The 13,198-nt window shown below is 44.3% G+C and carries 10 protein-coding genes; 6 read left to right on the top strand and 4 right to left on the bottom strand.

The genetic code is table 11. From position 1 onward, the window contains the following. Positions 1-484 precede the first annotated feature (484 nt). Entirely contained in the window at positions 485-2,665 is a 2,181-nt protein-coding gene (locus MKHDV_RS05565; RefSeq protein ID WP_160713104.1) for a glutamine synthetase III, read from the top strand. A gap of 326 nt (positions 2,666-2,991) precedes the next feature. Then, complete coding sequence (locus tag MKHDV_RS05560) at positions 2,992-4,341, top strand: glutamine synthetase family protein (protein WP_174239230.1); 1,350 nt, start codon at positions 2,992-2,994, stop codon at positions 4,339-4,341. Between the two features lie 126 nt (positions 4,342-4,467). On the opposite strand, the gene MKHDV_RS05555 is transcribed toward MKHDV_RS05560, so the two are convergent. Continuing rightward, positions 4,468-4,809 carry a hypothetical protein gene (locus tag MKHDV_RS05555; RefSeq protein WP_160713102.1) on the bottom strand — a complete coding sequence of 114 codons (342 nt, stop codon included), beginning with the start codon at positions 4,807-4,809 and terminating at the stop codon, positions 4,468-4,470. Positions 4,810-5,130: 321 nt separating this feature from the next. On the opposite strand from MKHDV_RS05555, the gene MKHDV_RS05550 reads away from it, so the two are divergent. Together MKHDV_RS05550 and MKHDV_RS05545 are read left to right on the top strand one after the other, a co-directional pair. After that, entirely contained in the window at positions 5,131-5,544 is a 414-nt protein-coding gene (locus tag MKHDV_RS05550; protein ID WP_160713100.1) for a DUF523 domain-containing protein, read from the top strand. A gap of 819 nt (positions 5,545-6,363) precedes the next feature. Beyond that, positions 6,364-6,915 (top strand): DinB family protein, encoded by a 552-nt coding sequence (locus MKHDV_RS05545; protein ID WP_216846862.1) that lies wholly within the window; start codon positions 6,364-6,366, stop codon positions 6,913-6,915. 95 nt (positions 6,916-7,010) lie between these two features. On the opposite strand, the gene MKHDV_RS05540 is transcribed toward MKHDV_RS05545, so the two are convergent. Then, positions 7,011-7,376: a diacylglycerol kinase gene (locus MKHDV_RS05540; RefSeq protein ID WP_160713096.1), complete on the bottom strand. Its 366-nt coding sequence runs from the start codon at positions 7,374-7,376 to the stop codon at positions 7,011-7,013. A gap of 215 nt (positions 7,377-7,591) precedes the next feature. Between MKHDV_RS05540 and MKHDV_RS05535 the strand changes: the two genes are divergently transcribed. After that, positions 7,592-7,930 (top strand): restriction endonuclease, encoded by a 339-nt coding sequence (locus tag MKHDV_RS05535; protein ID WP_160713094.1) that lies wholly within the window; start codon positions 7,592-7,594, stop codon positions 7,928-7,930. Between the two features lie 50 nt (positions 7,931-7,980). On the opposite strand, the gene MKHDV_RS05530 is transcribed toward MKHDV_RS05535, so the two are convergent. After that, positions 7,981-9,741 (bottom strand): chloride channel protein, encoded by a 1,761-nt coding sequence (locus MKHDV_RS05530; protein WP_160713092.1) that lies wholly within the window; start codon positions 9,739-9,741, stop codon positions 7,981-7,983. A 443-nt stretch (positions 9,742-10,184) separates the two neighbouring features. On the opposite strand from MKHDV_RS05530, the gene MKHDV_RS05525 reads away from it, so the two are divergent. Then, entirely contained in the window at positions 10,185-10,805 is a 621-nt protein-coding gene (locus MKHDV_RS05525) for a phosphatase PAP2 family protein (protein WP_160713090.1), read from the top strand. Between the two features lie 75 nt (positions 10,806-10,880). On the opposite strand, the gene MKHDV_RS05520 is transcribed toward MKHDV_RS05525, so the two are convergent. Continuing rightward, entirely contained in the window at positions 10,881-13,037 is a 2,157-nt protein-coding gene (locus MKHDV_RS05520; RefSeq protein WP_160713088.1) for an EAL domain-containing protein, read from the bottom strand. Positions 13,038-13,198: the final 161 nt, after the last annotated feature.

Genomic DNA, 13,198 nt, shown 5'->3' with positions numbered 1-13,198 from the left:
TGTATCTTCATCATATACTATATTCCTGAGTAATATAGTAAAATAATTACGCCAATGTTTCAGTCAAGTATCGACTTTTAAACAAAAGATCGACAGAAAAACTATTATCCCAGACTATTACAACTTTGGTAAAAATTGGGCATTGTGATATTTTGATTACAGCTGCATAGTGCACTCGCTCATTGCAGTTGGTACCTACTTACGGTGCGCATGTCTATTTTACAAAATTGTGATTTAGTTTTACCCGCACGCGACTTCTTTTGGGCTTGTTTTTACAATATTGTAAATCTGGATGCTTTTATTGTTGTTTTTATGACATATTTGTCATAAAAAGAAATCAACAGAAGCAGCCTTTTTTTGTAACATATTGATTTTACAGAACTGGCACCATCTATGCTTTATATTTTCTAAAAGAAGAATGCAGATGCCTATTCAGGCGTGTACCATTTTATATTGCGCAAATTAGTTTAAAGGAGAGATTTTCATGAGTGGATCGTTAGCCAGACTTAAAGCCATTTCGGCTGTAAACAACACGACACCAACAAGCAAGCCATTAAATTTCTTGGAAGAAAAGCCAACCGACCTGTTCGGTCGCAATGTGTTCAATGACAAAGTCATGCAAGATCACCTTCCTAAACCTGTTTATAAATCTCTCAAGCGCACAATCGAAAATGGCGAACAGATGGACCCTTCTATTGCAGATGCAGTAGCTTCAGCAATGAAAGAATGGGCTCTCTCTCGAGGTGCGACTCACTACACACACGTATTTTACCCGCTTACCGGCCTTACCGCTGAAAAGCATGACAGCTTTCTTGAGCCTGACGGACGCGGCGGCGCAATCGCCCAATTCTCCGGCACTACCCTTATTCAGGGTGAACCGGATGCATCCAGCTTCCCGAACGGCGGTCTGCGTACCACCTTCGAAGCTCGTGGCTACACCGCATGGGACCTTACAAACCCTGCTTACCTCTTAGAAAACGATAATGGCGTTTTCCTGTGTATCCCTACTGCATTCGTTTCCTGGACTGGTGAAGCACTTGATAAAAAGACTCCACTTCTCCGTTCCAACCAGTGCATTCATACTCAGACCAGCCGCCTACTTAAGCTGCTTGGTCACGAAAATTTTGGACGCATTCAGAACTACGCTGGCGTAGAACAGGAATACTTCCTCGTTGACCGTAACTTCTACTTCTCCCGCCCGGATCTCTACCTTGCAGGCCGTACCCTTTTCGGTGCAAAGCCAGCTAAAGGTCAGGAGCAGGATGACCATTACTTCGGTACCATTCCGAAGCGTGTTCTCGCATTCATGATTGAAGCAGAACGCGATCTCTACAAACTCGGCGTGCCGGTAAAAACCCGTCACAACGAAGTAGCACCTGGTCAGTACGAAATTGCACCAATGTTTGAAGATTCCAACCTCGCAAACGATCATAACCAGATGATCATGAGCGTACTGAAAAGCGTTGCTAAGCGTTACGGTATGGCGTGCCTCATGCACGAAAAACCGTTCGCAGGAATCAACGGTTCCGGTAAACACCTGAACTACTCCATCGGTAACGGCAAATTCGGCAGCCTCTTTGAGCCGGGCGAAACTCCGCATGAAAATGCTCAGTTCCTGCTCTTCTGTGCTGCTATGATCCGCTCTGTTCACAAACACGGTTCATTACTCCGTTCCAGCGTAGCATGTGCAAGCAACGACCACCGTCTCGGTGCGAACGAAGCACCTCCTGCGATCATGTCCATCTACCTCGGACAGCAGCTTTCTGACATCTTTGACCAGATCAAAAATGGTGACGAAGCTACCTCTGAAGCAAAAGGCATCCTGCGTGTAGGCGTAGATACTCTGCCTCCACTGCCTATGGACGCCGGTGACCGTAACCGTACAAGTCCATTTGCTTTCACAGGAAACCGCTTTGAGTTCCGCGCAGTTGGCTCCAGCCAGTCTATCGCCGGTGCACAGCTTGTACTGAACACTATTCTCTCTGACTCTTTGGATTACATTTCCAACCGTCTTGAGAACCTCATGTACAGCGAGAACTGGGAACTCAACGATGCAGTAACAAAAGTTATTCAGGAAATCGTTCAGGAACACGACTCAGTTGTATTCAACGGTGACGGTTACTCTGACGAGTGGGCTGAAGAAGCTAAGACCCGCGGTCTTGCAAACCTTCGCACTACTCCTGAAGCACTTACTGCACTCAACAGCGAGTCCAGTGTTGCATTGTTCGAAAGCTTCGGTGTTCTTTCCAAGCGCGAACTCGACAGCCGTACTTCAATCTTCTTTGAACAGTACATTAATGTTGTTCAGACAGAAATTGAGCTTGCTATCAAACTGGCTCGTACCTCAATTCTTCCTGCTGCAGTTCGTTACCAGACTGAACTCGCACGCAACTGCATGAACATGAAAGAACTTGGTCTCGGCTGCGTACAGGGCCCGCTGACCAAACTTACTGAAAACCTTAATGGCCTTGAGTCCGCTGCAAACGAACTCGAATCCATGCTTACAAAAGCACATTCCGGCGAACAGGATCATGCTCGCTTCCTGTGCAACGAAGTACTGCCAGTAATGAACGAACTTCGTGAGTACGCAGACAGACTCGAAGACGTAGTAGCAGATGACCTCTGGCCACTGCCGACCTACCAGGAAATGCTGTTCATTAAATAGTTATTTTCAGTATATCTGCCTCCAATTGGGCAAAGTTACTCCCCTGTTCTTTACGAACAGGGGAGTTTTTTTTGTGTTAAGAAAATAAATTATAGAAAAAAACTCCATTGTGTGACAATTTTGTAAACGAGGATACTTTTATCTTCTTGCTATTCATTTGGATGCTGTTTAATGATGCGCCCGAGAATAACAGGGATGAGCCTTAAAAAAACGCAATCATTTTTAAGATCACTCAACGTATCCCCGTAAAAATTGTAGGATTTTTAGGAAACAGGGCAATAAATCCTGTCATCAATACTAGCAGGCTTGCCTTTGGGAGGTATTTAGTGGTGGACGAATATACCGTGTTTAATTGCAAGAATGGAGATGATGTTATCCGTGCAGTTAAAGAGCACAACATCAGCTTTGTTCAATTTTGGTTTGTAGATATTTTGGGCACGCTCAAAAGTTTTCAGGTAACGCCTAAAGAACTCGAAGTTGCTTTCGAAGAAGGCATGGGGTTTGACGGCTCTTCAATCCTCGGTTTTACCCGAATTGAAGAATCAGACATGGTTGCATATCCGGACGCAACAACATTTCAAATTTGCTCATGGCGTCCTTCTGACCGTCCTGTGGCGCGTATGTTCTGCGACATTAAAAATCCGGACGGCACACCATACGAAGGCGACCCGCGTCACATTCTGCGGAAGCTTATCGAAAAAGCTGCACAGAAAGGGTACACCTACTACGTAGGCCCCGAGCTTGAATTCTTCCTCTTTACAGATTCTAAGAATCCGCAGGCATTGGATTCCGGTGGGTACTTTGACGCACCGCCTCTCGATATGGGGAATGATGTTCGTCGCGAAATCATTTTTGCGTTAGAAAAAATGGGCGTAGATGTTGAGTACTCTCACCATGAGGTTGCTCCATCCCAGCATGAGATTGACCTTCGCTATTGCGAAGCTCTCAAAATGGCTGACATCGCAATGACGTATAAAGTTGTGGTGAAAGAAATTGCCCGTAAACATGGCTGCTACGCGACCTTCATGCCTAAACCGCTCTTTGGCGAAAACGGTTCGGGCATGCACGTGCATCAGTCTTTGTTTAAAAACGGTAAGAACGCATTTTTTGATGCGAATGACCCGCACAACCTTTCTTCAGAAGCACGCAGCTACATTGCAGGCTTGCTGAAACACGCTAAAGAATACACCTGCATCGCAAACCAGTGGGTAAACTCCTACAAGCGTTTGTTACCGGGATTTGAAGCACCTGTGTACATTGCATGGGCACAGTGCAACCGCTCTTCTCTTATCCGAGTACCAATGTACAAACCGGGTAAAGAGCAGGCAACACGCATTGAACTGCGTAGCCCGGACCCGGCAGCAAACCCGTATCTTTGCTTTGCCGCAACACTTGGTGCCGGTCTTGAAGGTATCGAAAAAGGATACGAACTTCCGGCAGCAGTTGAAGAAAATATTTTTGCTATGGAAACTGAAGATCTCACCGCAAAAGGCATTGAATCCCTTCCTGGCTCTTTGCACGAAGCTGTTGAATTTTTGAATGATTCCAAGCTGATGAAAACCATTCTTGGAGAGCACTTGCACTCCAACCTTGTGAACAACAAACGCATTGAGTGGGACGAGTACCGTACCCATATCTCTGACTTTGAACTTCGCAAATACCTTCCGATCCTGTAATCACAGGAACAAAGCAAAAAAAAATGTAGCCAAGATATACAATATATCTTGGCTACACTTAAAACGCCTGTCATTTTTCTCAGTAGACTAGATGAACGTTGAAACAATTCAGTCTAGCAGGGTGTGCTACATGTGGCCCCCTCCGTGTCCGCCGCCATGCCCACCATTGTGACCAGTATTGTGACCAGCGTAGCCGCCATGGCTACCGTGCCCACCATGCGTTCCAAAGAAGTTACATACTGAATCCCATGTGGATGAAGAATTTTGTTTTGCCTGATCAGACAGCTTATACATGTGCTGTCCGTGACTACCATTATGATTCATCGGCATCTGGTCATAAGAACCATTGTGCTGTGCGTAACCATTATGCTGATTCATTGGCATCTGGCTTGAGCCGTTTGCTGCAAAAGCCATGGAACCTGTCAAAACCATCATTGCTGCTGTGATCGCGATTAACTTTTTATTCATAACTTACTCCCGTAGTTTTTTTTGAATGTACTCACGACAAAGCAACCAGCGTGCCAACATTCTCAATATAGTAATTTCATTAATATTATCTTAATGCCTCAATTAACTTACAAACCTTCTGTACAAAAAGCATACAGATACACAAAAAATAGCTTTGCTTTGCTGTGTAAAATTTGATCATGCGTACAATTTCCATACACTCCACAAATTTCTTCAAATAAACACAACACCCTATCATACTGATTATACTGAACCACTTGCCGACCATACATATGAATGCTAGGGGCAATGCCTGACCAGATAACAATTCATGGAGGATGTATGCTTGAATACGTAGTGAGCGCCTGCCTTGCAGGCTGTAAATGTAGATACGACGGTAATGACAACACGAACGAACATGTACAGCAGCTTGTACGTGAAGGACGCGCGTTACCTGTATGTCCAGAGCAGCTGGGTGGATTTTCAACCCCGCGTACACCTTTCGAACTGAAAGATGGACGTGCCGTTTCAAAGGACGGAGAAGATATTACGGAAAGAATGCAGCTCGGCGTTGAAGAAGCAGCAAAGTTGGTTGAACTGGCAGGATGCACTAAGGCTATTTTGAAATCCCGTTCACCATCCTGTGGTGTCGGCATTATTTATGATGGTTCATTTTCCGGAGTGAAGATAAAGGGAAACGGACTTTTTGCTGCGCGGATGCTCTCAATGGGGCTGGAAGCATCAAGCACAGACTAGCTTGTACACATCAATATCTGCACATTTTTTGACGAAGTGCACATGTGCAAAATTTGCACATGTAAGATTGCACAAGTGATTTGTTTTTAGTGCAACTTTTGCACATATTTTTTGTGCACATTTTCCTCTACATTCATAAGTTCTTGTTTTTATTAACTTGTCAACTTTGGCACGCTGTATGCTTATATAGAATCAAACAGCATAGAGAACGCAAGTAACATTGCAACACATACTTTGCTCCTTTCCGCATTGTGGCAGATGCGACGAGATAGCATTACATACTCCTCGTTAAAAACGTGTTGAAATTCAGTCCCCCCTCACACACCCCGGGGCAGACTGAAAGCCTCTAGCAAAGGCACTAGCTGTACCCCCCACACTGGTACAGCCTAGGGTAACAAAAAGGGAATGGAACACCTCCTCACCATTCCCAATCAGGTCCCAACGGGGGTTGAGTTATCAACCCCCGCTTACTGAGCAATTTACAGTACTTACTGTTTTTATATATAAGACAAGCAAACAGCACTCATGATAGCCCACATTAATTTCCTCCTTTAGCAAGGCCTCCTCTGCTCCCCGACACTGTCGGGGAGCACTTTTTTGTGCGACATACAACTTCGACATCAAATATGTTCGAGGTGCATCACACTCCTTGCGTATTATCATGCAAAATAAAGCACTCCATCCTGCACTGTTTTCATAATCTTTTTATCACGTTGTCATACGATGACCAAAAAACAGTAATCCCACCGCCAAGAGTAATCATAGAAGCTATAAAAAGGGGCTGTGTACCATACCAAAATGGAACAGAACCTATACTACATGATGCATTCAACCCACGACCATAAGACAGAGCTAATTAAAGTTCTTTCTACACTTAATAAACAGTACGCGGGTATAGTACGACGCAAACCACCGGGAGAAGAACGGTGGTCTGCTATCATGGCGCTTGAGCACATTGTTCTTACAGAACGATCACTTCTCGGCGGATTACCTGCCCCTGAAAACATGGAGATTCTGCGTAGAACTTTTGCAAACAAAATTTCATACGCCATCACTTCGTACGTATTTAATTTGCAATTGCTCTTACCCGTGCCGGAAGTCGCCCTACAACCAAAGGGTGAGTATGATATTTCTGAGCTGACAGACATGTGGGATGAAAACCACGCATGGCTACGATCATTCATAACAGAAGCCCCGAGAGAATGCTTGAAAGACACGTATTTCAGACATCAAATTGCAGGGCCTATGAATATTGAACAAGCAATGGGATTAAACCTTGCGCACATCGTTATGCATGAATTTCAGATCTCACAAATTTTTATGGAGCTGAACATTGAAACTTCGCTTTTGCCGTATCAGCCTTCAACATAATTCTACGTAAAGGCGATGTTATGTCGCCTGATGTGCATAAAAAAGCTCTGTATCCGAGGATACAGAGCTTTTTTTCAACATAATGTCTGTAAAATTTAAACAAATATTACATAAAGCCATGTCAAAATATTCGCGACAATAGCCACGCCAACAGCAGCAGAGCCTGCATCTTTCGCACGTTTTATAAATTCATTCTTCTCAGGCATCACTAAATCTGCAATATTTTCAATCGCGGAATTGCATAACTCAAAAGCACAGACTATAAGCCACATGCCGGTCAGCAATAGTGCTGATGGAAATCCGAAGAAAAACCATGCAACAAGCAATATTACTGGAATGAGTGCAATCTCTTGTTTGAATGCAATTTCAGAACGATAGGTGGCAACAAGCCCTTCTATTGTATAGCCTGTTGCTTGAAAAAAGTGTGCAACACCTGTTGCTACTGAGTCTTTTATCGGCACAATGTCCCCTGTCCGGTGTTATATACGGTTTTTTTATATGCAGCACTGCGAAACTATTGTGGTATCATAGATCGCGCTGTACTAAGGCAAGCGTTAAAAATGTCGGCAAGTTCATGCGAACTTGCCGTAATAAATACAGCTTTCGTTTTTCGTTTTACTGAATTTACATACTGTTTGTACTCAAAATGTGCAAACCGCTACATATAAGGCAAAATATGGCAAAGGTATCACCGCAAAAAGCAATCAGACGATTCTGCCTAACATGTCAGGGGGGCTCCTCCAAACGTGTGGAAGGATGCGAGGACGGCACATGCCTGTTCTTTAACCATCGCCTTGGAACCGGGCCGGAAACACCTCAACGCAGCACTGTGCAGCAAATCCGGCAGTACTGCCTCATGTGCTCCGATAACAACCGTAATGAAGTTCGTTCATGCAGTGCCAGAGAAGATTGTGACCTTTGGTCATTTCGCTTCGGATGCACTCCTAAAACGTGGACGCGGGTTAAGCGGCGCGTTAATCAGCCACGGAAATTACTTTTGCCAGGGCTGAACTAAGAACATAAAAAAACCTCTCTTTCTATCCGAAAGAGAGGTTTCTGTTCTGCTTATGCAGCATCTTTCAGCTGCATTCCCACCACGGACTGATCATACGCCGCGAGCACGTCCTGCTCGCGCAGTGTACCTATAAGTTTCCCGTCAGTCCCCACCACAGGCAGTTGTGAAATACTAAATTCTGCCATTCGATGCAGAGCCTCCAGTACTATATCTTCGTCACGGACGGTCTCGATGCACGTAGTGGCGATATCCTTCGCGATAAGTAAATTATCCAGATATTCTTCCGCAAACACACTTCGTAAATCGCGGAAAGAAATAATACCCGTCAGCTCGTCGTTTTTATCTACCAAATGCAAATACGGAGCGTTCTTCTGTCGAAACGTTTCAAACACCTGCTGGAGTGGAGCACCTTCGTACAGGGTGTCCGGCTCTCGCTGCATCAAATCCTTCACTTTGTACTTTTTCAAAATATTCTGCTCCATACCACCCTGTAGATTAACGCCTCGCCTAAGAAGCTTCATCGTATAGATAGAACCGGGGCTAATAGAGGAAGCAATCAGCGTACTGATAATGCACGTAAGCATAAGTGGAAGGATAATATGGTAGTTACTGGTAAGCTCAAAGATTATGAGAATAGCAGTAATAGGCGCATAGGTGGTTCCTGCCACAAGCCCCCCCATTGCGATAAGGGCGAAAATTCCGGGAGAAGGAACAACAGCAGGAAATAGATAATGCACGGCAACACCGAACACACCGCCGGTCATGGCACCGATAAACAGTGACGGAGCGAAAATACCGCCACTGCCGCCACTACTGATTGTGAGCGATGTCGCAAAAATTTTTAAGAAAATGAGAATAAGCATGGTACCCCATGCCATTTTATCCATAAGGGATAATGTAATCGCGCCATATCCCACACCCATGATCTCTGGAAATTGCAGCAGAATTCCGCCGATACACAATCCACCGAGAGCAGCTTTAAGAACTGGCGGAATAGCTATGTAATCTGCCAGATCTTCCATTTTGTAGAGCGTCAAAACAAAGAGAACTGCCACCAGCGCGGATATTACCCCAAGCACTGGGAACAATCCAAGTTCCCAAAGTGAGCCAAGCTCGTACACAGGGGAAATGAACGCTGGAAAATCGCCGAAATAGTAGCGGGAAATGGCTGTAGCGGTAACGCTGGAAAGAACGACAGGGGAAAACGCAGCAAAGCCAAAATCACCAAGCAATATTTCCAAAGCAAAAAGAATTCCTGCAATCGGTGCATTAAACGTTGCGGCAATCCCCGCAGCAGCACCGCACCCCACAAGGGTTCGCTGGTTGGTTCTATTTACTTTGAGTAGTTGCCCGAGTGTTGAACCGATGCTGGAACCAATTTGGACAATCGGCCCTTCACGCCCAACAGAGCCACCTGAGCCGATACAAATGGCTGATGCGGCAATCTTTACGGCTGCTACCCGCTTACGGATAACGCCATCACGCAGAGCAACAGCCTCCATAACTTCTGGAACACCATGCCCCTTAGCCTCTGGCGCCCCCTTAGACGTGAGTAAACCAACAATTGCACCACCAATAGTAGGTGGAAGCACAATTGCGTACCAAGAAAGCGTGTCATAGAATTCTAAAAAATCAGAACTGTTCTGATAAAACAATACCTGCACTGCATCAATGGCATACCGGAATAACACCGAGCCATATCCTGCAAGAACACCAACCCCTAGAGCCAACAAGAGCATAGGCGTATGCGCGTTAATTCTAGATGAAACACCAAGCCAGGGACGGGAATCGCATACATTCTGCTGCGGCATACCTCTCCTCCGGTGCTGTGAATGGAAATTGGAGTAAGCTTAGCAAAAAGATACTTTTATTTCTAGATAATAGGCTAATTTTTCTAAATAACATTTGTCATGAGAAATAGATGGCGCATCATAAAAAAAAAGATCCCTGCTACCACAGCGGATCTTAACGTATTATTAATGCAACAACTGCTACATTGGAACTTCCAGACAAAACCAAGAAGTATTCTTTAAAACAAGCTATCGAAAAAAAGCCCTTGGAAAAATCGACAATTCTCATTTTATTTCTAGAACATAGCATAACAACATTCTGTCGTTGTTTTTGCCTTGCAATAGATGATTTCAATGAGTAAAAACCTACTACAAACTACCAAAGCAAATGTTGCCGGTACAAACTTTTATAGTAGTATTTCGAATATTTTACATCGATTTTTACTACTGGTCTGAGGAAATACATGGCGTTTTCTACTCCTGAATGGGACTTGACCCTTTTCAAACTCATCAACATGCAATGGCGTTCTGACGTACTCGATGTACTCATGCCTATTTTTTCAGACCGCATGTTGGTGTGGGTTATTGCAATCCCTCTTGTTCTACTTGCTGGAATTAAAACAAAAAAATGGCGCAACTTGCTTATTAGCTTAGCAATTATTGGCGCAGTTGTAGGTGCTACCGACTTAGCGACAAATGTTGTTAAAGATGCAGCTGGAAGGGTACGGCCTAACAACGCCATCGCCCAATCCAATTACTATAGCTACAACAAAAGTGAATGGCTTCAACGGCCAGCGAACTTTGTGCAGACAGATGTCAGCGGCTCATCATTTTTCTCTGGGCACGCAGCTAACTCAATGGCTGCCGTAACCATTGCAATGCTCATGTGGCCTAAGCTCAGATCATTCCTTTGGTTGCTCCCGCTGATTATTGGTTACTCACGAGTGTATCTTGCTAAACATTATCCGCTGGATGTGCTTTGCGGCTGGGCTTTCGGCTTGTGCTTCAGCTATCTGCTATGGAAAGTTGTTCTCTATCGATTTGCTCCTGACTGGGGCAAAAATCCGAAACAGCCAACCAGCTAATTAACGTAAAAAAAGGGTGGAGTTAAACAACTCCACCCTTTTCCTATTTGCATATGATTCGTATACGCCAAGGTGTTAGCTAGCTTTTTCATCTCCAAGCATAATAAGGAAGTCGTCAACAGCAACCGGCTTTGAGAATAAAAAGCCCTGTGCTTCTTCGCACTTATGCTTTTGCAGAAAAATAAGCTGCTCATCTGTCTCAACGCCTTCTGCCACAACATGCAACTTCATCTGTTTTGCCATGGAAAGGATTGCGGATACGATGTTTCCATCATTTTCATCTTCAGGAATACCGTCAATGAATGTGCGGTCGATTTTCAAAATATCGATCGGGAAAATCTTCAAATAGTACAAAGAAGAATAGCCTGTTCCAAAGTCATCAATGACAATCTTAACGCCGAGCCCAGCTAATTCACGGAGAATCTCAGCAGTTTTATCAAGATTTTTCATCATGATGGTTTCGGTAATTTCAAGCTCAAGCTTAACAGGGTTAATACCCGATTCTTCAATGGCGCCGCTCACAGTCGCGTACAAATCTTCCGTAAACTGAACTGCTGAAATGTTCACAGAAACCGTTAAGTCCGGATACCCCATTTCGTGCCATGCGTGCATCTGCTTGCAAGAATCGATGAGCACCTGTTCACCAAGCTCACGAACAAGACCGGTTTCTTCCGCAACCGGAATAAATTCGGCAGGGTTACCGATACTGCCATCAGCACGAATCCAACGTACAAGTGCTTCAGCACCTAAGATCTTCCCACTTTGTACATCAAAACGAGGCTGGAAATACGGAATAAATTCGTGACGTTCAAGACCTTCACGGATTAAACGCTCAAGTTTAAGTCGTTCTGTCACCTGTTCCAACATGCAACGATCAAAACGCATCCAACTGGAACGCTTGTGCTCTTTAGCACGGTACATGGCGATATCACTTCGAGTAAGCAGTGTGTTCGCATCATGCCCATCGTCCGGATAGCATGTAATACCGATAGTTACGGACAGGTGAAGTTTGTGGGATGCCACAAAAAACGGTTCTCTGAAAACAGTGTTCAAGTTTTCTGCATGGCTTGAAATAACATGTTCTTCCGTAACGTTCGGAAGCAAAGCAAGAAATTCGTCACCGCCGACTCTGGCAACTTTTCCGTTAACGCCGATAATACCCTTCAAACGACTTGCGACAAGCTTGAGCAGTTCGTCGCCAAGATCATGACCAAGGCTGTCATTGATACGCTTGAAGTTATCGATATCGATGAAAAGAAGACAAAAAGTTGTTTTGCCGGTGTCCTGCCCGAGTAGCTCGTGCAGAAAATTCATAATATAAAAACGATTCGGCAGTGTGGTCAGCTCATCATGATATGCCTGATGGGCAACGAGTTCTTTTTGTGACTTAAGCTCTGTAATATTGTGCAACACGCCAAGCGTGGACAACTTACCATCATTTCCGTCCGTAAATGCCCTGCGATATAACACATAATATGATACAGTCTTATCCTGAGCTACATAGGTAATCTCGCAATCACCGCTGTTATTGTTTTCAAATACATCGCTGCATAGCGCTTCTGCACAGGTTGTATTTGTCGCAAGCAGGTCAGGAATACGACGGTTAACCACTTCATTTTTTTCAAGCTGCAACATATCGCAAAAAGCTTTATTGCAATCAATGCACACAAAGTTTTTGTCGCTAATGTATAAAGGGCTCGGAATTGCTTCAACAAGATTGTTTACAAAACTACTATTTGACCGCAATAATTGCTGATAGCGAATAAGTTGGTCACTTGTTGACTGTAATTCGTTAGAATGAGTCTCTAGACGGGATTCAAGTAAGGCACGGTATTGACTGCGTTCGAGCAATAAGCTCGCGCGTTCCAAACATTTTTTGACAGCATGATCAAGTACGCCATGATCAACAATCGGTTTTGTGATGAATTCCCAAGCACCTTGTTTCAGTGCTCGTACAGCTTCATCCACAAGATTAACGCCGGAAATAACGATTACCGGCACGTATGGCGCTACTTTTTTTACATGCTCAACAACCGCAAGACCACCTGTATCAGGCATTATCAAGTCAACTATCACAATATCAGGCTGATTTTGTGAAAAGAGCTCAATTCCCTCTGTACCATTACAGGCTTGCGTTACAAAAAAGCCGCTGTCTTCGAAGTAAACCGAAATATTACGGCGTAACATTGTATCATCATCTATAATTAATAGATGCAGTGTATCCCCTTGCATGCGTTCTAACCCTCTTTCTCTTACGCGATGTGGTAAACGGATAGAGCAACCTTCGCTGCAAAAATACAAATATGTACAAGACAATCGTGCGAAAGATATTTCGCGTATATTACATGGAATATTAGATACTGAAAAGGAATTGTTACAAGCAATTATTGTAC

This window comes from Halodesulfovibrio sp. MK-HDV (genome assembly GCF_009914765.1).
Classification (GTDB): domain Bacteria; phylum Desulfobacterota; class Desulfovibrionia; order Desulfovibrionales; family Desulfovibrionaceae; genus Halodesulfovibrio.
This window is presented reverse-complemented; position numbering and strand designations above follow the sequence as displayed.

Bases quoted from the DNA above. Each gene is read 5' to 3' on its own strand.
- MKHDV_RS05525 (WP_160713090.1), top strand. From the start codon at position 10,185: ATGGCGTTTTCTACTCCTGAATGGGACTTGACCCTTTTCAAACTCATC.
- MKHDV_RS05550 (WP_160713100.1), top strand. From the start codon at position 5,131: ATGCTTGAATACGTAGTGAGCGCCTGCCTTGCAGGCTGTAAATGTAGA.
- MKHDV_RS05565 (WP_160713104.1), top strand. From the start codon at position 485: ATGAGTGGATCGTTAGCCAGACTTAAAGCCATTTCGGCTGTAAACAAC.
- MKHDV_RS05520 (WP_160713088.1), bottom strand. From the start codon at position 13,037: ATGCAAGGGGATACACTGCATCTATTAATTATAGATGATGATACAATG.
- MKHDV_RS05535 (WP_160713094.1), top strand. From the start codon at position 7,592: ATGGCAAAGGTATCACCGCAAAAAGCAATCAGACGATTCTGCCTAACA.
- MKHDV_RS05555 (WP_160713102.1), bottom strand. From the start codon at position 4,809: ATGAATAAAAAGTTAATCGCGATCACAGCAGCAATGATGGTTTTGACA.
- MKHDV_RS05530 (WP_160713092.1), bottom strand. From the start codon at position 9,741: ATGCCGCAGCAGAATGTATGCGATTCCCGTCCCTGGCTTGGTGTTTCA.
- MKHDV_RS05545 (WP_216846862.1), top strand. From the start codon at position 6,364: ATGATGCATTCAACCCACGACCATAAGACAGAGCTAATTAAAGTTCTT.